Below are 20,687 nucleotides of genomic sequence, written 5' to 3' on the forward strand. Positions count from 1 at the left end.
TGCCGGCGCACGCAGGCGTCTGCATCGGGCCTTTAGGATGCGATGGTCGCATCGTTAGGAGGCTAAATTAACCCAGGATCACGCAAAACGCCCTGCACAATCCTGCACAAATGCTTGTGTGCAGGGTGTGCAGAGCGTTTTTCAGGCGCTTGCGTGAAAGTCGCTCAGTACCGATTGGGTTCCATTTCCAGCTCGACCTGGAAACGTTCGGCAATGTCTTTCTGGATGCGCAGGGCCAGGTCCAGAAGTTGCGGGCCCGTGGCGTTGCCGTAGTTGACCAGCACCAACGCCTGCAACTTGTGCACCCCGGCATCACCTTCGCGAAAGCCCTTCCAGCCGGCCCGTTCGATCAGCCAGCCGGCAGCGATTTTCATCTGCCCTTCAGGCTGTGGATAAGCCACCAGGTCAGGGTATTGCAGCTTTAAGTGCGCCACATGCGTGGCCGGCACCAGCGGGTTCTTGAAGAAGCTGCCGGCATTGCCCAGCACCGCCGGGTCCGGGAGTTTTTCGCTGCGGATGCTGCAAATGGCCCGGCTCACATCGGTGGGTGTTGCCTGCTCGATGCCCTGCTCGGTCAATCGCTGGCGAACCGGACCGTACTCCAGATGCAAGTGCGCGGCGCGGCTGAGGGCAAAACGCACCCGCAGGATCAACCAGCGACCCGCTTGCTGTTTGAACAGGCTGTCACGATAAGCGAACCGACAGTCTTCAAGGCTGAAATCGCGCAGTTCACCGGTCTGGCGATCCAGCGCGGTGAGGCCGGCGAAGACGTCCTTGATCTCCACACCGTAGGCGCCGATGTTTTGCATCGGTGCCGCGCCCACAGTGCCGGGGATCAGGCTGAGGTTCTCCAACCCGGACCAGCCCTGCGCCAGTGTGTGCTGGACGAACGGGTGCCACGGCTCCCCTGCTTCGGCTTCGACCACTACGCGTTCGCCGTCATCGCTGAGCAGGCGAATACCGTGGCTGGCCATGCGCAGCACCAGCGCGTCGATGTCGCCGGTCAGCAGCAGGTTGCTGCCGCCGCCGATGACCAACAATGGCACGGCATGCTCGGTGGCATAGGACAGCGCCTGGCGAACATCGCCATCGCTGTGGGCTTCGGCGAACAGCCGGGCGCTGACGTCCACACCGAAACTGTTGAAGGGCTTGAGGCTGACGCCCGCCCGCACCTGCAAGGTCATAACCGCCCCTTCAATTCGATCACCAGGCGATCGGTAGCGCGCTCGATCAGGTCCAGCACTTGCTCGAAGCCTTGTTCGCCGTCGTAGTACGGGTCCGGCACATCGTCGAGCTCGGCTTCGTAGCGCCGCAGGAACAGGTCCAGCTCGGCCCTGCCATTGGCCGGTTGCAGGGCCTTGAGATTACGCAGATTGCTGCTGTCCATCGCCAGGATCAGGTCATAGGCGGCGAAATCAGCGCGGGTCACCTGTTGCGCGCGTTGGGCCGACAAGTCGTAGCCACGCTTCAGGGCCGCCGCCTGGCTGCGCTTGTCAGGAGCCTTGCCGACGTGCCAGTCACCAGTGCCGGCGGAAGCGACTTCCACCTGGCCGGCCAGCCCGGCCTCACGCAACTTGTGGCGCAGGATGCCTTCGGCGGTGGGCGAGCGGCAGATGTTGCCGAGGCAGACGAACAGGACCCGCATCAAGCCTCCAGCAGGCGACGAACGCGCTCGAGGTCTTCGGCGGTGTCGACACCGGTCGGCGGGGCGATCAGCGCATCGGCGACGTGGATCCGCACGCCGTGCCACAGGGCACGCAGCTGTTCCAGGGCTTCAGTGTTTTCCAGCCAGCACGGGCCCCAGGCGACGAAGTCCTGGAGGAAGCCGGCGCGGTAGGCATAGATGCCGATGTGGCGGCGGTATGGCACGCCTTCCGGCATCACGTCACGGCTTTGGGCGAATGCGTCCCGCGCCCAGGGCAACGTCGCGCGACTGAAGGTCAACGCCAGGCCATTGAGGTCGCTGACCACCTTGACCACGTTGGGGTTGAACAGCGTCTGCACATCCTCGATCGGCTCGGCCAGGGTGGCCATGCGCGCCTCGGTGTGGGCCGCGAGGTTGGCGGCGACCTGATCGATCACGCTCGGCGGGATCAACGGCTCGTCACCTTGCACATTGACGACGATCGCGTCGGCGGCAAGACCGAGTTTCGCCGCGACCTCCGCCAGGCGGTCAGTGCCGGAATTATGGTCTTCACGGGTCAGGACGACTTCGGCGCCAAAGCCTTTGCAGGCCTCGACGATGCGCGCATCGTCAGTCGCCACCACCACTCGCTGGGCGCTGCTTTTGCAAGCCTGCTCCCAGACGTGCTGGATCATCGGCTTGCCGGCAATCGACAGCAACGGCTTGCCGGGCAGCCGCGTCGAAGCGAAACGCGACGGAATGACAACGGTAAAGGCTGCGGTCATTTATCCAGGCGCTCGTCGGTGGTCAGGGTGCGGGCTTCGCTTTCGAGCATCACCGGGATGCCGTCGCGAATCGGGTAGGCCAGGCCGGCGCCCTTGCTGATCAGTTCGGTCTTGTCGGCGCTGAGCTTGAGCGGGCCTTTGCAGACCGGGCAGGCCAGAATGTCGAGCAGTTTGGTGTCCATGGAATTCCCCTGGATAAAAGGTTTTAAGACAAGAGCCGATCCGGCAACAGGCGCATCAACTGCGTATCGAACCAGGCCGCGAAGGCCGGTGACGGCGCGGCGTCTACCGCCAGGTACCACCAGTCGGAGGCGGCGAAGGCACGGCATTTGACCGCGTCTTTTTCCGTCATGACCACCGGCAGCGATGGCGTGAAATTCAAGGCCTGGGCACTGTATTCGGCGTGGTCGGCAAACCAGTGCGGTATTGGCCGCCAGTGTAGCGTTTCGAGGGTCTTGAAGAAACGCTGGGGATTGCCGATGCCGGCCACGGCATGCAGGGCCTGGCCGGGTGGAAAATGGTCGAGGGGGCGCCGTTCGCCGCTGACCAGGTTCACCAGCTCGGTGGGGCGCAATTGGAAGGCAAAGCCGTCTTCGCGGTCGGCACTGGCGCCGTTGTATAGCACGGCGTCGACCGATTGCAGGCGCTCGACCGGCTCGCGCAACGGCCCGGCGGGCAGGCAACGGCGGTTGCCCAGGCCGCGGGCGTTGTCGATCAGCACCAGTTCAAGGTCCCGGGCCATTCGATAATGCTGCATGCCGTCGTCGGACAGTATCAGGTCCAGCGGTTCGGCCTCCAGCAGCGCCTGGACCGCGCGACTGCGATCGGGGTCGATCATCAACGGCACACCGGTGCGCTGGACGATCAACAGCGGTTCATCACCCGCGACGTCGGCGCCCTGCTCGGCCGTTACCCGCCAAGGCAGTTGCGGCGGCTTGGCGCCGTAACCCCGGCTGACCACCCCGACCCGCAGGCCACTGCGCTGGCAGTGCTGGATCATCCACAGGATCAACGGCGTCTTGCCGGTACCGCCAACCGTAATATTGCCGACCACCACCAACGGCACGGGGGGCTGGTAGATCTGGCCCTCACCCGCCAGGAAACGCTCGCGCTTGCCCACCACCACCCGGCGGTACAACCACTCCAGCGGCCGCAGCAGGGTCAGGGCCGGGTGGCCTTCGTACCACGCGGCAAGCAATCGATCGGACATGGCCATCAGGGTGCGGGGGCCGCCTCGACCGTGGTCATGCGCAGATGGCTGAAACCGAGCTTGCCGGCCGCGTCCATGGCGGTAATCACTGATTGATGAGGGGTCTTGCCGTCGGCGCTGATGGACAGCGGCAGGTTGGTGTCGCCGCCAGACTCTTTCTGCAGGGCCTCGATCAGGCTCGCCAGGTCGCTCTTGGGCAGCAATTGGTTATTCACCGAGAACGCCCCTTCGGCGCTGATGGTGATTTCCAGGTTCTTCAGTTGCTGGTCTTCAGCCGGCGAGCCGCTGATGGCCTGCGGTAATTCAACCTTGAGCTGGGTTTCCCGGGTGAACGTGGTGGTCACGACGAAAAACAGCAGCAGGATGAACACCACGTCGATCAGCGACGCGAGGTTGATCTCGATGTTTTCCCGTGGCTTGCGGCGGAATTTCACTTCTTGCCCCCAGCCAGGTCCACGTCACGGTCACCTTGCACCACCTCGACCAGCTTGATCGCTTCCTGCTCCATGCCCACCACCAACTCGTCGACGCGGCGTTGCAGGAACCGATGGAAGAACACGGCCGGAATACCCACCATCAGGCCGGCGGCGGTGGTGATCAGGGCCTTGGAAATGCCCCCTGCCAGTACCGCGGCGTTAGTGGTCATGCCGGAGCCGGTAAACGCACTGAAGATGTCGATCATGCCCAGCACCGTACCCAGCAGGCCCAGCAGCGGGGACATGGCGGCGATAGTGCCCAGGGTATTGATGTAGCGCTCCAGCTCATGGATGACCCGGGCGGCAGCTTCCTCGATGCACTCCTTCATGATCTCGCGACCATGCTTGGAGTTCGCCAGGCCGGCGGCGAGGACTTCCCCCAGCGGTGAACTGGCTCGCAGCTCCTTGAGCTTGTCCTTGTTCAGCTGCTTGTCCTTGATCCAGACCCAGACCTGCCCGAGCAGATGCTCCGGGGTCACGCGGCTGGCCCGCAGGGTCCACAGGCGTTCGGCAACGATACCCAGTGCCGCGATGGAACTCAGAATGATCGGCAACATCATCCAGCCGCCGGATTTGACCAATTCCCACACAGTGACTGCCCCCTCGAAAAAGTGCGCCACTTTATCACACAGACTCGCCTTGCAGACCCGCCCCACCGATAAGCGCATCACCCGGTTGCGCTGGGTCAATATTGCCCCGGTGGCCCGACGGCTGGCGGATCGCGCCAGTAGCGGCGGTGCCCGGCCTCGGTGCGCGGCAGCTCGAAAGCCCCCAGTTGCAGACGAATGGCGCCCTGCTCGGCGCTGTCGTAGACCGCCAGGCCCGAGCGTCGATACCGGGCCATCACCTGGGGATGAGGGTGGCCGAACGCGTTGCCCTGCCCTCGGGAGATCAATACCGAATGCGGCTGGAGACGTGACAGCAACGCCATCGACGACGAACTGCGGCTACCGTGATGCGGCGCGGCCAGCCACTGGATCGGCACCGCCAGGGACTCGTCGAGCAAGGCCCGCTCGGCATGGGTGTCGATATCGCCAGTCAGCAGCAGGCGTTCGCCGCCGGCCTCCACCAGCAGGACGCAGGACTTCTGGTTGCTTTCAACGGCAGAGGCCCACCGCCACAGCTCGAACCTGACCCCGTCCCATTCCCAACGCCGACCGCTTTCACAAGGTCCGGCCAGCAGCTCGGCGGGCAGCGCGTCGGGATCGCCGCTGATGACTTCCATCGTCGGCAGCCCATTGCGCACGGCGCGGGCCCCACCAGCGTGATCGGCGTCGGCATGGCTGAGCAGCATCAGGTCCAAATCGCGCACCCCCAGTTTGCGCAACGTCGGCAATACGACGCGTTCGCCCACATCAGCTTCGCCAAAGCGCGGCCCGGCGTCGTAAAGCAGGCTGTGATGCCGGGTCCGTACCAGCACCGCCAGCCCTTGTCCCACGTCCAGTTGCCAGATCTCGGCGTGCCGTTGGGGCAGGTGCTCTCGCGGTGGAAACACCATCAGCAACACCATTGGCCACCCCAGTACACGTAGCGGCACACCTTTGGGTAGCAGCAGCAAAAAAGCACCGAAGGCCGCGATAGCCAAGACCCAGGGCGGGACCGCAGCAGGGACCCAGGCCGGCATTCGTCCGGCAACCAGCGTCAGCCCCTTGAACAGCAGATCAAGCAGCCCGCCAGCGATCCACAACAGGCCTTCGCCCAAGAGCGGCACCGGCAACAACGCCGTGCCGAGCAACGCCGGCGGCAAGACCAACAGGCTGATCCAGGGCACCGCGACCAGGTTCACCAGCGGCCCGCTGAGGCTGACCGGCAAGCCTACGATCAACAACAACGGACACAGGCCGACCGCGACCAGCCACTGGGCACGGGTCCAGGTTTGCCACCAGCGCCACGGCCCCAGGCGGCCGCCAAAGGTGAACATCAAGATGGCGACGGCCGCAAACGACAACCAGAACCCCGGCCGCAGGCTGGCAAGCGGGTCGAACACCAGCACCCCGACGAAGGCCAGCAGCCAGGCCCACCACGGATCTGGCTGTTTGAAACGCAAGCGCCACAACAGCACCAGGCCGATCATCGCGCAGGCTCGCCGCACCGGCACCTCGAAGCCGGCGAGCAAGCCGTAGCCCAGGGCGGCGCAGAAGGCCAGCGCACAGGCCCAAGGCAACCAGGCCAGACCGACCGGCCACAGGCCATAACGCGCCGCACCGGCCACCAACAGGTACACCAGGCCGGCGAGCAAGCCGATGTGTTGCCCGGAGATCACCAGCAAGTGGACGGTGCCGGTGTCTTGCAGCACCTGCCAATCCTCGCGACTCAGCCCACCGCCGTCGCCCAGGACCAGCGCCGCCAGCGCACCGGAGCGGCCGTGGGCATCGACCTGTGCCAGCGCCTGGCGCACCTCGTCGCGCCAGGCGCCCCGGGCCGCTTGCAGGAGACGACCGTCCTTGATCGTACCGGTCGCGCCGATACCTCGGCTCAACAACCAGGCGGCATAGTCGAAGCCGTGTGGGTTCAGCAGCCCGGCGGGCCGTTTGAGCTTCACCGCCAATCGCCAGCGTTCGCCGCTATTGATGGGCGGGCCACCGAACCAGGCGAGGCGCAGCGTTGTCGGTAATCGGGTACGACGTGAATGGGCATCGGCCAGTTCGAAGCGCACCACGCCATCGCCCTGTTGCGGCAAACCGACGACGCGCCCCTCGACCCAGCGGGTTTCGCCGTCGAGCGCGGCGGGCAACCGATCGTCCAGCGCACACTGCGCCGACAGGCAGGCCCAGGCCAGCCCGAACAGGAAAAAACCCAGCGGGTAGCTTCGAAACGGCAACGCCATCAGCGCCAGCACCGGCATGACTGCAATCAGCCACAGCGGCGGCAGTGCCGGTAAAAAAATCGGGGCCAACAGCCCCAGTGCAAACGCGACTAATCCTGTGCGCATAACCCGTCCTTGAGAGTGCCCTGTTCAGGCATAGACGGTCAGCGGCACCGCTGGCGTTATCAATTGTCACAAAGTCTGAATCTGTCAGCCGTAGAATCCAGACATACTTGCGGCCTTACTGCGTTGAACCGACCGAGAAGCCTTATGCCCCGGCGCCTATTCAAACGTTACATGCCAGACCCAGAGAGCATTCGGGAACATAAATCCTTACGTTTTCTCGGCACCCTGCTGCACGACCCCAACCTTTGGCACCTCAATCGACACTCTGTGGCCCGGGCAATGGCCGTCGGTCTGTTTGCCGCGTTCTTGCCGATCCCGTTGCAAATGCTGCTGGCCGCCGCACTGGCCATCACGGTGCGCGGCAACATGCCGATTGCGGTGAGCCTGGTGTGGCTGACCAATCCGATCACCATGCCGGCGGTGTTCTTCTGCACTTATCAGACCGGCGCCTGGCTGATGGACGTGCCCGCCCGGACACTGCCCGAAGAACTGACCTGGGAATGGATCAGCGGCCAACTGTCCACCTTGTGGCAGCCGTTCCTGCTCGGTTCGGTTGTAACCGGCCTGGTACTCGGCGCCCTCGCCTACTTCGTCACCATGAGTTACTGGCGCTGGTGGGTAGCCCGACAGTGGAGGCGGCGCAAGAAAAGCCGGATGTGAGATGCAAAAAGGCCTCCTGGGAATGGAGGCCTTTTTTTGTGGTGTTCTTACTGGCCTCTTCGCGAGCAAGCCCGCTCCCACACTGATCTATGTCGAACGCTAATCTTGCGTTCACTGAATATCGAGTGTGGGAGCGGGCTTGCTCGCGAAGAAGGCGACGCGGTCTTGTCAGGTACGCATCCCGCGCCCGCTGACCAGCAACCGCGCGCAACCGAGGTAAAGCACCACGGTCGCCACCAGCATGAAGGTAATCGCGATGCTGATCTTGATGTCCGATACCCCGAGGATGCCGTAGCGAAAGGCGTTGACCATGTGCAGCACCGGGTTGGCCAGGGACACGGTCTGCCAGAACGGTGGCAGCAAGGAGATCGAGTAGAACACCCCGCCCAGGTAGGTCAGCGGCGTGAGCACGAATGTCGGGATGATGGAGATGTCATCGAAGTTGCGCGCAAACACGGCGTTGATGAAACCCAGCAGCGAAAAGATCGTGGCCGTGAACACCACCACCAATACCGTTACCCCCAGGTGATGCACCTGCAAATCGGTGAAGAACAACGACAGCAGGGTCACGATCAGGCCCACCGCCAGGCCGCGCAGCACACCGCCCAGGGTATAGCCGATGAGGATCGTATGGGGCGACACCGGCGAGACCATCAGCTCTTCGATCGAGCGCTGGAATTTGCTGCCGAAGAAGCTCGACACCACGTTGCCGTAGGAGTTGGTGATCACGGACATCATGATCAGCCCCGGCACGATGTAGTCCATGTACGTGAAGCCGCCCATATCGCCGATCTGCCGGCCGATCAGGTTACCGAAGATCACGAAGTACAAGACCATGGTGATGGCCGGTGGCAGCAGCGTCTGCGGCCAGATCCGCATGAAGCGCCGAACCTCACGGTAAACGATGGTATTGAGGGCGATGAGGTTGGGGCGCAGCTCGGAACTCATGCTCATACCGCCACCTTCGCCAGATTTTTCTCCACCAGGGACACGAACAACTCCTCGAGGCGATTGGTTTTGTTGCGCAGGCTCTGCACTTCAATGTTCTGCAGGGCCAACTGGGCGAACAGCCCGGTGATACCCACGGCTTTGTCCACCTGGACTTCCAGGGTGTGACTGTCCACCAGGCGAGCCGGATAGCCAATGAGCTGCGGGACCACTTGCAGATCATTTTTCAAATCCAGCAGGAAGGTTTCCACATGCAGTTGGCTGAGCAACTGGCGCATGCTGGTGTTCTCGACGATGGTGCCGTGGTCGATGATGCCGATGTTGCGGCACAACTGCTCAGCCTCTTCCAGGTAATGGGTGGTGAGGATGATGGTGATGCCTTTCTGGTTCAGCTCGGTCAGGAAACTCCACATCGAACGACGCAGTTCGATGTCCACGCCGGCGGTCGGTTCGTCGAGGATCAGCAGGCGCGGCTCATGCACCAGCGCGCGGGCAATCATCAGGCGCCGCTTCATGCCGCCGGACAGTGAACGGGACGGCACATCGCGCTTGTCCCACAGGCCCAGTTGGGTCAGGTACTGCTCGGCGCGCTCGTTGGCGATCTTCGGCGGGATGCCATAGTAACCCGCCTGGGTCACAACGATGTCGAAGGTCTTTTCGAACTGGTTGAAGTTGAATTCCTGGGGCACCACGCCGATGCAACGCTTGAGAGCGGCGGGCTCGCGGTCCAGGTCATGACCGAAGATGTTCACCGTGCCGCTGGTCTTGTTCACCAGCGTGGAAAGAATACCAATGGTGGTGGATTTGCCGGCGCCATTGGGGCCGAGCAAGGCAAAAAAGTCACCTTCGGCGACGTCCAGATCGATACCACTCAAGGCCTGGAAACCGTTGCCGTAGGTTTTGGTTAGCTGCCGGATGGACAGAGCGGAACTCATATCGGATTACGCACCAAGAAGGGAGGGAAGAAAAGAATAGATAAGGGCGGGCGGCGAGCAATACAACCACGGCGCACGAAGGCAATGGTGCTTGGCGTCGCCGCACAAGTACAGTCAAGTGTGTCGATAGTAAGTATTAAGTCAACGCGCTCATGACAGCCTTGCGGTAGGCCGCACGCTCCTGCAACCGCGCGTACCAGGCCTGCACAGCGGGCAGCTCGGCGCGCTGGATGGGCATCTCGAACCAGGCATAAATGAAACTGCCCAGGGGAATGTCACCCATGCCGATTTCATTACCCGACAGGTAGGGCTGCTCACTCAAGGTCTGCTCGACCATCGCCAGCAAGTCGTTGCACTCCTTGATCGCCGCGTTGATGGCCGCCCAGTCCTGTTGCTCGGTCGGGGTGCGCAAGACGCCCCAGAACACGGTGCGAAACGGTGCGGCAAAACTGGAAGTGGTCCAGTCCATCCACTTTTCAGCCTGGGCCCGTGCCTGTACGTCAGCGGGATACCAGGCCGAACCCGACGCATGGCGAGCTGCCAGGTAACGCACGATGGTGTTGGATTCCCAGAGCACGAAGCCGTCATCCTCGATCATCGGGACTCGGCCATTGGGGTTTTTCGCACGGTACTCGGGCGTATCCACCACACCGAATGCCCCGCCCGCATCAATGGCCTCGTAGGCCAGCGCCAACTCTTCTGCGCACCACAACGCCTTGCGCACATTCGATGAATTTTTCCGGCCCCATATCTTCAGCATCACGGCGTCCTCGATGGATAAATGCCGCAGCAGCATACGCCGGATCAGGCACGACTCAAATCGCCCTGCATGTCGCCGAGCAAGAGTGGCACCTGCTCGCCGAACAGGTGCGGGTAGCATTTCTCCAGGTGTTCGAAGAAGAACGCCTCGGGCACATCGGCGAATGGGCCGTGGTCGGTAACGTACTCCATCAGCTTTGCCCCTTGTCGATTGAACGGGTGGAAAACGCTGTCGTGGCGACCGTCGAATTCCAGCGGGGCCACGTCGAACAACTCGCACAGCCCCTGGTTGAATGCCGGCGTGGCCTTGACCCAGCGGTCGTTCAGGTACAGCTCGGTATAACCGTGCATGGCGAACACGTCGCTCTTGAGCAATTCCAGCAGGCGCGGCGTAGACAGGTGATTGCGCACATCCGCCAGGCCGATGCGCGCCGGGATGCCGCAATGCCGGGCGCAGCCGGCCAGCAAGGTAGCCTTGGGCACGCAGTAACTTTCGCCTGCGGCCAGCGCGTAGCTGCCGCGCAGGGTCGCCGGGTCGCGACTGAAGGTATAGGGGTTGTAGCGCACCGCCTCGCGCACGGCGTAATACAGGCTGACCGCCTGGGCCAGCGGGTCGCGGTCGGTGCCACGGTGGGTTTCGGTGAACGCGATGACCGCAGGGTGATCGCTGTCGATGAAGGGGCCGGGGTTCAGGTATTGCTGCATAAAAGGAAGACCTCTCAAAAAACATCACCACCCGTAGGAGCTATGTAGGAGCTGTGTAGGAGCTGTCGAGTGCAACGAGGCTGCGATCTTTCCCCAGACAATTGCATCCTGAGCGAAAGACCGACAGAGCAAGATCAAAGAGCAAGATCAAAAGATCGCAGCCTTCGGCAGCTCCTACGGGGGGCTTGCCTCGAGTTTATCCGCAGCCCCCGGCCAGCGATAACGGCATTCCGGCCAAACAATGGCGTTTTCTCACCTTGTTAACGAACGATTTCCCACGGCTGTTGCCAACCAGACTGGCGCAATGCACCCAGGGTTTCCCACGAAATCAATCACATCGCGCTGACCGCCGGTTTTGCAGATGCCGTCTAAGCTCTGAAGGTCGGTTTTGCCTTGGTTCACGGAGGATTACATATGCTGTTGTTGTGGATACTGGTCCTGGTCGTCGGGATCGCCTGGCTGGCGCACCGGCGCACCGACCCGCTGCCCGCGCTGGGGATCGTCTCGGTCTATCTGTTGGCCATGGGCATTTTCAGCCATGCGCCCGGCTGGCTGCTGCTGATCCTCTGGGTGGTACTCGCCGCCGTCGCGGCCCCGCTGCTGCTACCGGACCTGCGCCGCAAGTATTTCAGCGCGCCGATGTTCGACTGGTTCCAGAAAACCCTGCCGCCCATGTCCGAGACCGAGCGCGACGCCATCGATGCCGGCACGGTGTGGTGGGACGGCGAACTGTTTAGCGGTCGCCCGGATTGGGACTTGCTGCTGGCCTACCCCAAGGTGCAACTGACCGAGGAAGAGCAGGCGTTCCTCGACGGCCCCACCGAAGCCCTCTGCGCAATGGTCAGCGACTGGCAGATCGGCCAGGCCATGGACCTGCCGCCGGAAGCCTGGGCTCATATAAAGGAGCACGGGTTCTTCGCGCTGATCATTCCCAAGGAATACGGCGGCAAGGGGTTCTCCGCCTATGCCCACTCCCAGGTGGCGATGAAACTGGCCACGCGCAGCGGCGACCTGGCCTCCACCGTGATGGTCCCCAACTCCCTCGGCCCGGCAGAACTGCTGCTGCACTATGGCACCGATGAACAACGCGACCATTACCTGCCGCGACTGGCCCGTGGCGACGACATTCCCTGCTTCGCCCTGACCGGGCCGTTGGCCGGCTCCGACGCCGGGGCGATGCCCGACACCGGCATCATCTGCAAGGGTGAATGGGAAGGCCAGGAAACATTGGGCCTGCGCCTGAACTGGGAAAAGCGCTACATCACCCTTGGCCCGGTGGCCACCCTCCTCGGCCTGGCCTTCAAGGCGTATGACCCCGACCACCTGCTAGGTGAGGAAGAAGACCTGGGCATCAGCCTCGCCTTGATTCCCACCGACACCCCTGGCGTGCATATCGGCCGCCGTCACCTGCCCCTTGGCGCCGCGTTCATGAATGGGCCGAACTGGGGCAAGGACGTATTCATCCCGCTGGACTTCCTCATTGGCGGCCAGGACATGCTCGGCAAGGGCTGGATGATGCTGATGAACTGCCTGTCGGTCGGGCGCTCGATTTCCCTGCCGGCGGTGGGCACCGGTGCCGCGAAGTTCACCAGCCTGGTAACGGGCCAGTACGCCCAGGTGCGCGAGCAATTCAATGTACCGTTGTCGGCGTTCGAAGGTATCCAGGAGGCCATGGCGCGCATCGGTGGCAACGCCTGGATGATGGATGCTGCACGCATGCTGACCGCCAACGCGGTAGACCTGGGGGAAAAGCCTTCGGTGCTGTCGGCCATTCTCAAGTACCACCTGACCGAACGCGGCCGCGAATGCATCAGCCACGCCATGGACGTGCATGGCGGCAAGGGCATCATCATGGGCCCGAACAATTACCTGGGTCGCAGCTGGCAAGGTGCGCCGATCTTCATCACGGTCGAAGGCGCGAACATCCTGTCGCGCAACCTGATGATCTTTGGCCAGGGCGCCATTCGCTGCCATCCGTTCGTGCTCAAGGAAATGGCCCTGGCAAGCCGTGAAGACAAGGACCAGGCGCTGGTCGAGTTCGACGCCTTGTTGCTCAAGCACATTGGTTTTGCCGTGAGTAACGCCGCCAGCACCCTGGTGCTCAACCTGGGCCTGGGGCATTTCGAGAAGGCCCCCGGCAATGCCTTGAGCCAGGGATATTTCCGCGCCCTCAACCGGCAGGCAGCGGCATTTGCCCTGCTGGCGGACTTGAGCATGATGCTGCTGGGGGGTGAACTCAAACGCCGTGAACGCTTGTCGGCCCGCCTGGGCGACGTCTTGAGCAACCTGTACCTGGCGTCCGCCGCGCTCAAGCGCTATCACGACCTGGACTCGCCGGACCACATGAAGCCGCTGTTCACCTGGGCCATGGAGGAAAGCCTGGGCCAGTCGGAGCGTGCGCTGGATGAACTGCTGAGCAACTTTCCGAACCGGGTGCTGGGTTGCCTGTTGCGGCTGGTGGTGTTCCCCTTCGGTCGTCGTCACAAGGGCCCGAGCGACAAACTCGACGCCGAGGTGGCGGCGGTCATCGGCCGGCCCAAGGGTGACCCGACCCTCGAAGAGTTGCTGCAGGGCTGCTATCGCCCGCAATCGATCGACGACCCGGTGGGCGCCCTGCAACACGCCGCCGACCTGCTGGCCGCCGCCCATCCGCTGCACAAGAAACTGCACGTCGCGCTCAAGCAGGGTCAGCTCAACCCGGCGCCGGGCGAGCCCCTCATCGACGCGGCCCTGGAAGCGGGTGTGCTGCAAGCCGGTGAAGCGCAGACCTTACGCGCGGCCGAGGCGGCGCGGCGCAAGGTCATCGATGTGGATGACTTCGATAAGGAGGAGTTGACGCTGGCGCAGGACAAGGTCCGTTGATCGTGACGGCGAGGTACGCCGTCACCTATAGCTGGTCACCTATAGCTGGTCACCTATAGCTCTTCACCTATAAAAGCAGGCGCAAGGGCTTTATACTCCTGCGCCCGTTTTGCTCTTGAGGACTTATCTCGTGTCCAATGTCGTTGCCGATCACCTTGTCTTGCTTGACCACTTGCGCAGCATCCTGGTCGCCGTGGGTGAGGCCGAACAGGTGCCCGAAGAAAGCCATGCCCTGTTTCTGGAGCGCTTCGACGAGTTGCGCGCGCAACTGCCCGTCGACCCGATCGAAAGCCAGTACCTGGGCCAGGACCTCCTCTGCCAGGTGATCGTCCGTTATCCACAGATCGCCCACCTGGTGCCTCGCGACCTGCTCTGGTACTTCGCCGGCGACTGCCTGCACTACATGCCCGACGAAGAAATCGCCCTGTACCAGGCCCTGGAGGAGCGTCGTTTCGAAGCCGAGCAAAACGACGAGCCTTTCGACTGGAACCAGGAAAAACAATTGCTGGCGATGTCGGAGCAGGACAGCAAGCACTGATTGCGATCCGTCATGCAAAGGCCCGCACGGTTAACCCGGCGGGCTTTTTTTTTGCCTAGCCAACGTGTGTCGCCTGGACGGGCCTCATCGCGAGCAAGCTTTGCTCCCACAGATCGGAAGGGTATACGACCGCAAGAGCCAGGTCGGCTATCAGGCCGCCTCACTTTTGCTTTTGATCTGGAGGCCCCGTTAACCACGATGGCCGAACGCAGGCATTGTGGAGTGGGCAACCCGGCATGGATGCCGGGATAGCCGCGCTGGGCCATGGATGGCCCTTCGCGGCGGGCCCACGGAGCAATGCCGGAGAGAGGGCATGCCGAGCCTAGGCGAGGCACCGAGTGGTGGGGCAAGCCTTTTTTGCTTACTTTTTTGGCGTCTGAAAAAAGTGAGCCGCCGTAAGGGCGGAACCCTAAGTAGCCGTTACCGCAGCAACGGATATGTACCTGGTCAACAAAATCCATGTCGACTGACACCCCGCCATCGCGAGCAAGCTCCCCACTGGTTTGTGGTTGATCATAAAATTCATGTACGCAGCGGCTTCTGTGGGAGCGAGCTTGCTCGCGATGGGGCCGGTCAAAACAACCCATCACTCTCCGGCAACTCATAACCTGGCGCGACCTTGCTGGGGCCACTCTCGCCGCCCACCGTGCTCAAGGTCGGCTCCTTCTCCAGGCACGCCACCAGATAATCAATGAACACCCGCAGCTTGGGCGGCAGGTAGCGGGTCGGTGAATGCAGCAACCACAAGCCACCGTGGTAGGAAGCCAGGAACGTCCAGTCGGCCAATACCTGCACGATCAAGCCTTGTTCCAAGGCATGACGGGCGGTGAAGTACGGCAGGCTGCCAATGCCGATGTGCTGCAAGACGGCCCCCAACCGCACGCCCGTGTGATTGGCCGCGTAGCGCCCATGCACGCCGACAGTGACGGGCTTGCTGCCTTTCTTGAATTTCCAGCGCGCATCGTTCGGGGTTGCCCCCAGGTAAATGCAGCTGTGTTCCAACAGGTCGTGAGGATGCGTGGGCGTACCGTGTTCGGCCAGGTATTGCGGCGTGGCGCAGAGCAGGTGATCAATGGTCAGCAACTGACGCCCCACCAGCCCGACCGGAGGTTGATCGGTAATCCGGATGGCCAGGTCGACATGATCGTCGATCAGGTCAACCTGCCGATCTTCCAGAAACAACTCCACATCGACCTTCGGATAACGACGCAAGAATTCGGGCATGTGCGGATGAATCACGAAACGCCCCACCGCCTTGGGCACGCTGACGCGGATGCGGCCTTCAGCCTCCTGAGTGAACTGCCCACTGATTTCCATCACCGACCGAGCGGCGGCGACCATTTCCTGACAGCGCTTGAACACCTCTTCCCCGCCATCGCTCAAACGCAACTTGCGGGTGGTGCGTTGCAGCAAGCGGGTCGCCAGGGCTTTCTCCAGGCGAGAAATACTGCGGCTGATGGCCGACGGGGATGAGCCTGACTGGCGGGCCGCCTCGGAGAAGCTGCCGGTCTCCACGACCTTGACGAAGATGGCCATTTCGGCCAGCAACGGCAACGGTAGATTTGTGCTCATGGCGCAACAGTCCTTTGAAATTTGAACGGATTATCACCCTTTTACGCCCTCCCTATAATCCCGTCACAATTTCTGATGTGGATATGGCACATGACGCTTCGCCTCTTTTTCCATAGCGATGACCTCAAGGCCAACGTGGAAGTCCTGGATTGCAGCCCCCGGGAACATGAGTTTGCCGTGGTGCTGCACGCCACCCTGTTCCACCCCCAGGGTGGCGGGCAGCCCTGCGACACCGGATGGATCGGTGAAAGCCAAGTGCTGCGCGTGGTCCAGGATGGGCCACAAATCGTTCATTACGTCGACTGCCCGGTGGCCTTGGGCATGGCTGAGATCCGCGTGGAGGCGCAGCGCCGACAGTTGAATGCGCGCCTGCATTCGGCTGGGCACCTGATCGGCCATTTCGCCGAGACCCGTGGCTGGACGCCGATCAAGGCCCATCATTGGCCCGGCGAAAGCCGCGTGCAGTTCCAGCCGGGGGAAAATCCTAAGGAACTGGACATCTCGATCATTCAGCAAGGCATCGACGAATGGATTGCCGACGACCTGCCGCGCCTGATCACGTTACGCGAAGGCCTGCGCGAAGTCGGTTTCGGTGAACTGGCCGCCTACGGTTGCGGTGGCACTCACGTGCCGCGCCTGCAGGAACTTGGCGCTGTCACCATCACCTCGCTTTCGCAAAAGAAAGGAACACTGTCAGTGCACTACCACTTGACCTGATATCCGCCAGCCCCTGCGACCAGGAATGGCTCGCAGGCCTCGCCTCCCGCAGACAGATTTGCTCCTGCGAATCCCCCTTCACAACACAAAAAGACAAATTATTGACGCCTGCTTGAGCGAACTTTTTCCTTCCGTCACTTTTTAGTCATTTTTTTGATTCCTGGCGTGGCGCTTTGCCATGCTTGAACTACCGTCAAACAGAAGCAAGGACGGGGTCGGTAAAACGCTCCTGAAGCGACTTGATCGACACCGTCACTGCCTTCGAAAATCCCGGAGATCCCGGGTACCGAAACGTTGTTTGCAAGCAGCCTGTCGTTCAGTCAGGCCGGTGAAATGCGCCCGTTTGCTTATAGCGACGAGGCCTGAAACCGGCATCAATGAACGGTCAGGCGAGATGGAAAGGGGCAGCCCGGGCCTCTTAAGTGATCCGAGGCAAATAGTTAAGCCTAGGGATGGTCTCTTCATCGAGGATCACTTCATGACCCAGCGCACTGCACCCGTTTTAAAACATTTCATTCATGGCCTGTTCTGGATGGGTCTTGGCTTGGAGGCGGCCCAGGCCGCAGCGGCAAACTGTTCGCAACTGGACAGTTTGCCGGCAACCTTCGAGGTCGGCCAAGGGCTCCAGAGCGAACTGCGCATCCTCGCCCCCGTGACGAAGTTGGCAGTCGGCGACCCGAAAATTGCCGATGTGCAGCCCAGTGGCAGCGATGCCTTCATCCTCACAGGCCTGGCGCCCGGCGCCACCAGCCTGATGGTCTGGACCGACTGTTCGAAGATACCGCGCCAGAGCATGGTGTTTGTCAAAGGCCGGGCCACTGAGGCGCTGACGGGCGCTGCGAACATGCCTTCCGAAGACCCGATGCTGCTCGCCCAGGTGCAGACTGACATTCGTTTCGTCGAAGTCAGCCGGACCAAGCTCAAGGAAGCCTCGACGTCGATTTTCGGCAGCCGTGGCAATTTCCTGTTCGGCTCACCAAGGACCTTGCCCACCATCGGCGGTGTTGTCCGGCCTTCATTGCCGGTCAACAACGACATGTTCAACCTGTCTTTCGCCACCGGTAAGACCCTGTTGATGATCAACGCCCTGGAAGGCAGCGGTTTTGCCTATACCCTGGCGCGGCCGAGCCTGGTGGCCCTCAGCGGGCAGAGCGCGAGTTTCCTGGCCGGGGGCGAAGTGCCGATCCCGGTGCCCAGTGCCGGCAGCGACAACGTGTCCATCGAGTACAAGGAGTTCGGTATTCGCCTGACCCTGACCCCCACCGTCATCGGCAAGAATCGCATCGTCTTGAAGGTGGCACCGGAAGTCAGTGAGCTGGATTTCACCAACGCGGTGAACATCGCCGGGACATTGGTGCCAGCACTCACGGTGCGCCGTACCGATACCAGCATCGCCCTGGCCGATGGCGAAAGTTTTGTCATCAGTGGCCTGATCAGCACCCGCAACAGCTCCCAGGTAAACAAGTTTCCTGGGCTGGGCGATGTGCCGATTCTCGGCGCGTTCTTTCGTGACAATTCCATCAACCGCGAAGAGCGCGAACTGCTGATGATCGTCACACCGCACCTGGTCCAACCGTTGGCGGCCGACGCGCAACTGCCGACCTTGCCGGGTGAACAGCTGCGCAATTACGACCCGAATTTCTACCGCATGTACTTCCTTGAACATGGCGAGTTTGACAACCGCAGCGGGCTTTCCCAATGAGCCGGCGCCTGATGTGCAAGGCGTCCGGTGTCCAACGGTTTGCCAAGGGGTATTCAATGAAAGCAGTGATCGCATTAGCGGCAACCTTGATGCTCGCTGGTTGTGCCAGCAATGGCGTGGTGGTTTCTCGCTCGGCCGATTGCGCCAAGCCCGGGGCCGACCAGGAGCTAGCCTTGAACATGGCGGAAGACATGGCCAACGAGGGTCGTTTGTACGCCAGCCTGGCGAACCTCGAACGCTTGCCTGAGGACTTGGTCCAGGTCCGTCTGCGCAAGGCCCGGGTGCTGCGCCTGATGGGGCGCAACGAGGCCACTCCGTTGTACCAAAGCCTGCTCGGGACGTGCCTGGCCGCAGACGGTGAACATGGCCTTGGCCAGTTGGCGGCTGCCAAAAATGACAATGCCGCCGCCACCCAATACCTCGAACGCGCAGCGAAAATGGCCCCGACCGACGGCAAGATCCGCAATGACCTGGGGGTTGTCTACCTCAATCAACGACGCGTTTCAGAAGCCCGTTTCGAGTTCATGACCGCCATGGAGCTCCAGCAGTCAGACACGCTGGCCGCGCTCAACATGGTGACCCTGCTGATCTACCAGGACAACTGGAAGCAGGCCGCCGAGCTCGCCAACATGGCCAAGCTGAGCCCCCAGCAAGTGGCAGATGCCCAAGCCCGTGCGGAAAAAATCAGGGGTTCGGCTCCTAACGCAGTGAAGTCGCCCGCCAACCGCCTGACCGAGGTCGTCGATGCTTCAACCGGCGCGGTCAAGTAGAGCGTTACGAGGAGTTCAAGAAATGATGACCAAACAATTGATGATCGTGTGCATGGTGAGCCTTTCCAGCGGCGCCTGGGCCATTGAGCCTGGCCCCTCTTCGCCAGCACAGCAAGGCACCGAGAGCTGGATGCAACTGCAGATTCGCGGCGTAGTGGCCTCCACCAACCTGCAAACCGCCTCTGCCGCCGAACGCGAGATGGCCATGCAGCGTTGGCTCAACAGCTTCAACTACCCGATCCCGGAATTCTTTGACCAGGACTCGGCAGGAGAAATCACCAGCAGCAAATGAAGCACGCTGGAAACGAAAAGACCGCAGCCCTCGACAGCGCCTACATTTGATCCGATGTAGGAACTGCCGGGGGCTGCGGTCTTTTGGCTGACCGCCGAAAAAACCTGGGGGAGCAAGCTTGCTCGCGATGTCGGTCGCACACTCAGCACCTTCATTGACTGTCACACCGCTATCGCGAGCAGGCTCGCTCCCACAATGGGCCTGGGGTGAACACAAGACCCATGAACACCCAAGATCACCTGTGGGAGCGAGCTTGCTCGCGAAGGGGCCTTCATATCCAACATCCATGCAAACTGACCCACCGCTATCGCGAGCAAGCTCGCTCCCACATTAATTGGATCGGGGTACGACCGGGAGAGCCAGGTCGGCTGTCAGGCCGCCTCGCGAGCAAGCTTTGCTCCCACATATCTGATGGTCCCCACAGATCTGATGAGGTGTACAACCGGGAGAGCCAGGTCGGCTACTAGGCCGCCTCGCGAGCAAGCTTTGCTCCCACATATCTGATGGTTCCCACAGATCTGATGAGGTGTACAACCGGGAGAGCCAGGTCGGCTACTAGGCCGCCTCGCGAGCAAGCTTTGCTCCCACATATCTGATGGTCCCCACAGATCTGATGAGGTGTACAACCGGGAGAGCCAGGTCGGCTACTAGGCCGCCTCGCGAGCAAGCTTTGCTCCCACATATCTGATGGTCCCCACAGATCTGATGAGGTGTACAACCGGGAGAGCCAGGTCGGCTACTAGGCCGCCTCGCGAGCAAGCTTTGCTCCCACATATCTGATGGTCCCCACAGATCTGATGAGGTGTACAACCGGGAGAGCCAGGTCGGCTACYAGGCCGCCTCGCGAGCAAGCTTTGCTCCCACATATCTGATGGTCCCCACAGATCTGATGAGGTGTACAACCGGGAGAGCCAGGTCGGCTACTAGGCCGCCTCGCGAGCAAGCTTTGCTCCCACATATCTGATGGTCCCCACAGATCTGATGAGGTGTACAACCGGGAGAGCCAGGTCGGCTACTAGGCCGCCTCGCGGTGGACGTTGATCTCGGCGCCCCGTTAACCACGATGGCCGAACGCAGGCATTGCGCAGTGGGCACCTCGGCATGGATGCCGAGGTAGCCGCGCTGGGCCATGGATGGCCCTTCGCGGCGGGCCCACGGAGCAATGCCGGAGTGAGGGCATGCCGAGCCTAGGCGAGGCAC

Annotated in this window: 20 protein-coding genes; 7 read left to right on the forward strand and 13 right to left on the reverse strand. The window is 62.0% G+C overall.

Going from position 1 to position 20,687, the window contains the following annotated elements:
- Positions 1-164: 164 nt before the first annotated feature.
- The 8 genes from murB to AD662_RS20465 form a co-directional block, all read right to left on the reverse strand.
- Complete coding sequence (murB, locus tag AD662_RS20430; RefSeq protein ID WP_053189633.1) at positions 165-1,184, reverse strand: UDP-N-acetylmuramate dehydrogenase; 1,020 nt, start codon at positions 1,182-1,184, stop codon at positions 165-167.
- Positions 1,181-1,645 carry a low molecular weight protein-tyrosine-phosphatase gene (locus AD662_RS20435; protein ID WP_014339516.1) on the reverse strand — a complete coding sequence of 155 codons (465 nt, stop codon included), beginning with the start codon at positions 1,643-1,645 and terminating at the stop codon, positions 1,181-1,183. The genes murB and AD662_RS20435 overlap by 4 nt, the downstream gene beginning before the upstream one ends.
- Positions 1,645-2,409 carry a 3-deoxy-manno-octulosonate cytidylyltransferase gene (kdsB, locus tag AD662_RS20440; RefSeq protein ID WP_053189634.1) on the reverse strand — a complete coding sequence of 255 codons (765 nt, stop codon included), beginning with the start codon at positions 2,407-2,409 and terminating at the stop codon, positions 1,645-1,647. Before kdsB ends, AD662_RS20435 begins: the two co-directional genes overlap by 1 nt.
- Positions 2,406-2,591: a Trm112 family protein gene (locus tag AD662_RS20445; RefSeq protein ID WP_003179363.1), complete on the reverse strand. Its 186-nt coding sequence runs from the start codon at positions 2,589-2,591 to the stop codon at positions 2,406-2,408. The genes kdsB and AD662_RS20445 overlap by 4 nt, the downstream gene beginning before the upstream one ends.
- Positions 2,592-2,614: 23 nt before the next feature.
- On the reverse strand, positions 2,615-3,625 hold the full coding sequence (gene lpxK / locus AD662_RS20450; RefSeq protein ID WP_053189635.1) for a tetraacyldisaccharide 4'-kinase: 1,011 nt from the start codon (positions 3,623-3,625) through the stop codon (positions 2,615-2,617).
- On the reverse strand, positions 3,625-4,053 hold the full coding sequence (locus AD662_RS20455) for an ExbD/TolR family protein (RefSeq protein WP_024616894.1): 429 nt from the start codon (positions 4,051-4,053) through the stop codon (positions 3,625-3,627). Before AD662_RS20455 ends, lpxK begins: the two co-directional genes overlap by 1 nt.
- Positions 4,050-4,685 (reverse strand): MotA/TolQ/ExbB proton channel family protein, encoded by a 636-nt coding sequence (locus AD662_RS20460; RefSeq protein WP_024616893.1) that lies wholly within the window; start codon positions 4,683-4,685, stop codon positions 4,050-4,052. The genes AD662_RS20455 and AD662_RS20460 overlap by 4 nt, the downstream gene beginning before the upstream one ends.
- A gap of 95 nt (positions 4,686-4,780) precedes the next feature.
- Entirely contained in the window at positions 4,781-7,027 is a 2,247-nt protein-coding gene (locus AD662_RS20465) for a DNA internalization-related competence protein ComEC/Rec2 (RefSeq protein ID WP_053189636.1), read from the reverse strand.
- A gap of 144 nt (positions 7,028-7,171) precedes the next feature.
- Here AD662_RS20465 and AD662_RS20470 point away from each other — a divergent pair, with 144 nt between their 5' ends.
- On the forward strand, positions 7,172-7,687 hold the full coding sequence (locus tag AD662_RS20470; RefSeq protein WP_033062539.1) for a DUF2062 domain-containing protein: 516 nt from the start codon (positions 7,172-7,174) through the stop codon (positions 7,685-7,687).
- Between the two features lie 168 nt (positions 7,688-7,855).
- On the opposite strand, the gene AD662_RS20475 is transcribed toward AD662_RS20470, so the two are convergent.
- From AD662_RS20475 to AD662_RS20490, 4 genes are all read right to left on the reverse strand, one after another.
- Entirely contained in the window at positions 7,856-8,635 is a 780-nt protein-coding gene (locus tag AD662_RS20475; protein ID WP_024616891.1) for an ABC transporter permease, read from the reverse strand.
- A 2-nt stretch (positions 8,636-8,637) separates the two neighbouring features.
- Positions 8,638-9,570, reverse strand: a complete 933-nt coding sequence (locus AD662_RS20480) for an ABC transporter ATP-binding protein (protein ID WP_024616890.1) — start codon at positions 9,568-9,570, stop codon at positions 8,638-8,640.
- Between the two features lie 136 nt (positions 9,571-9,706).
- Positions 9,707-10,330, reverse strand: coding sequence for a glutathione S-transferase family protein (locus AD662_RS20485; protein ID WP_053189646.1), 624 nt, complete (start codon positions 10,328-10,330; stop codon positions 9,707-9,709).
- Between the two features lie 44 nt (positions 10,331-10,374).
- Positions 10,375-11,034, reverse strand: a complete 660-nt coding sequence (locus AD662_RS20490) for a transglutaminase-like domain-containing protein (RefSeq protein WP_053189637.1) — start codon at positions 11,032-11,034, stop codon at positions 10,375-10,377.
- A gap of 414 nt (positions 11,035-11,448) precedes the next feature.
- Here AD662_RS20490 and AD662_RS20495 point away from each other — a divergent pair, with 414 nt between their 5' ends.
- Together AD662_RS20495 and AD662_RS20500 are read left to right on the forward strand one after the other, a co-directional pair.
- The gene (locus tag AD662_RS20495; protein WP_053189638.1) at positions 11,449-13,896 is read left to right on the forward strand and encodes an acyl-CoA dehydrogenase; all 2,448 of its coding nucleotides are present in this window, start codon (positions 11,449-11,451) and stop codon (positions 13,894-13,896) included.
- 130 nt (positions 13,897-14,026) lie between these two features.
- Positions 14,027-14,434 (forward strand): PA2817 family protein, encoded by a 408-nt coding sequence (locus tag AD662_RS20500; RefSeq protein ID WP_018604120.1) that lies wholly within the window; start codon positions 14,027-14,029, stop codon positions 14,432-14,434.
- 573 nt (positions 14,435-15,007) lie between these two features.
- Here AD662_RS20500 and AD662_RS20505 read toward each other — a convergent pair.
- Positions 15,008-16,006, reverse strand: coding sequence for a LysR family transcriptional regulator (locus tag AD662_RS20505; RefSeq protein ID WP_053189639.1), 999 nt, complete (start codon positions 16,004-16,006; stop codon positions 15,008-15,010).
- Between the two features lie 90 nt (positions 16,007-16,096).
- On the opposite strand from AD662_RS20505, the gene AD662_RS20510 reads away from it, so the two are divergent.
- The 4 genes from AD662_RS20510 (at position 16,097) to AD662_RS20525 (ending at position 19,487) form a co-directional block, all read left to right on the forward strand.
- A complete protein-coding gene (locus AD662_RS20510; protein ID WP_053189640.1) occupies positions 16,097-16,723 on the forward strand; it encodes a serine-tRNA(Ala) deacylase AlaX in 627 nt (208 codons plus the stop codon).
- Between the two features lie 478 nt (positions 16,724-17,201).
- The gene (locus AD662_RS20515; protein WP_018604128.1) at positions 17,202-18,425 is read left to right on the forward strand and encodes a type II and III secretion system protein family protein; all 1,224 of its coding nucleotides are present in this window, start codon (positions 17,202-17,204) and stop codon (positions 18,423-18,425) included.
- 56 nt (positions 18,426-18,481) lie between these two features.
- Positions 18,482-19,195, forward strand: a complete 714-nt coding sequence (locus AD662_RS20520) for a tetratricopeptide repeat protein (protein WP_053181003.1) — start codon at positions 18,482-18,484, stop codon at positions 19,193-19,195.
- 22 nt (positions 19,196-19,217) lie between these two features.
- Complete coding sequence (locus AD662_RS20525) at positions 19,218-19,487, forward strand: DUF3613 domain-containing protein (RefSeq protein WP_018604132.1); 270 nt, start codon at positions 19,218-19,220, stop codon at positions 19,485-19,487.
- Positions 19,488-20,687: the final 1,200 nt, after the last annotated feature.

This window comes from Pseudomonas kilonensis, from assembly GCF_001269885.1.
Lineage (GTDB): Bacteria > Pseudomonadota > Gammaproteobacteria > Pseudomonadales > Pseudomonadaceae > Aquipseudomonas > Aquipseudomonas kilonensis.

Bases quoted from the DNA above. Each gene is read 5' to 3' on its own strand.
- AD662_RS20525 (WP_018604132.1), top strand. From the start codon at position 19,218: ATGATGACCAAACAATTGATGATCGTGTGCATGGTGAGCCTTTCCAGC.
- lpxK (WP_053189635.1), bottom strand. From the start codon at position 3,625: ATGGCCATGTCCGATCGATTGCTTGCCGCGTGGTACGAAGGCCACCCG.
- AD662_RS20435 (WP_014339516.1), bottom strand. From the start codon at position 1,645: ATGCGGGTCCTGTTCGTCTGCCTCGGCAACATCTGCCGCTCGCCCACC.
- AD662_RS20480 (WP_024616890.1), bottom strand. From the start codon at position 9,570: ATGAGTTCCGCTCTGTCCATCCGGCAGCTAACCAAAACCTACGGCAAC.
- AD662_RS20475 (WP_024616891.1), bottom strand. From the start codon at position 8,635: ATGAGTTCCGAGCTGCGCCCCAACCTCATCGCCCTCAATACCATCGTT.
- kdsB (WP_053189634.1), bottom strand. From the start codon at position 2,409: ATGACCGCAGCCTTTACCGTTGTCATTCCGTCGCGTTTCGCTTCGACG.
- AD662_RS20515 (WP_018604128.1), top strand. From the start codon at position 17,202: ATGACCCAGCGCACTGCACCCGTTTTAAAACATTTCATTCATGGCCTG.
- AD662_RS20520 (WP_053181003.1), top strand. From the start codon at position 18,482: ATGAAAGCAGTGATCGCATTAGCGGCAACCTTGATGCTCGCTGGTTGT.
- AD662_RS20485 (WP_053189646.1), bottom strand. From the start codon at position 10,330: ATGCTGAAGATATGGGGCCGGAAAAATTCATCGAATGTGCGCAAGGCG.
- AD662_RS20495 (WP_053189638.1), top strand. From the start codon at position 11,449: ATGCTGTTGTTGTGGATACTGGTCCTGGTCGTCGGGATCGCCTGGCTG.
- AD662_RS20445 (WP_003179363.1), bottom strand. From the start codon at position 2,591: ATGGACACCAAACTGCTCGACATTCTGGCCTGCCCGGTCTGCAAAGGC.
- AD662_RS20490 (WP_053189637.1), bottom strand. From the start codon at position 11,034: ATGCAGCAATACCTGAACCCCGGCCCCTTCATCGACAGCGATCACCCT.
- AD662_RS20465 (WP_053189636.1), bottom strand. From the start codon at position 7,027: ATGCGCACAGGATTAGTCGCGTTTGCACTGGGGCTGTTGGCCCCGATT.
- murB (WP_053189633.1), bottom strand. From the start codon at position 1,184: ATGACCTTGCAGGTGCGGGCGGGCGTCAGCCTCAAGCCCTTCAACAGT.
- AD662_RS20470 (WP_033062539.1), top strand. From the start codon at position 7,172: ATGCCCCGGCGCCTATTCAAACGTTACATGCCAGACCCAGAGAGCATT.
- AD662_RS20505 (WP_053189639.1), bottom strand. From the start codon at position 16,006: ATGAGCACAAATCTACCGTTGCCGTTGCTGGCCGAAATGGCCATCTTC.
- AD662_RS20510 (WP_053189640.1), top strand. From the start codon at position 16,097: ATGACGCTTCGCCTCTTTTTCCATAGCGATGACCTCAAGGCCAACGTG.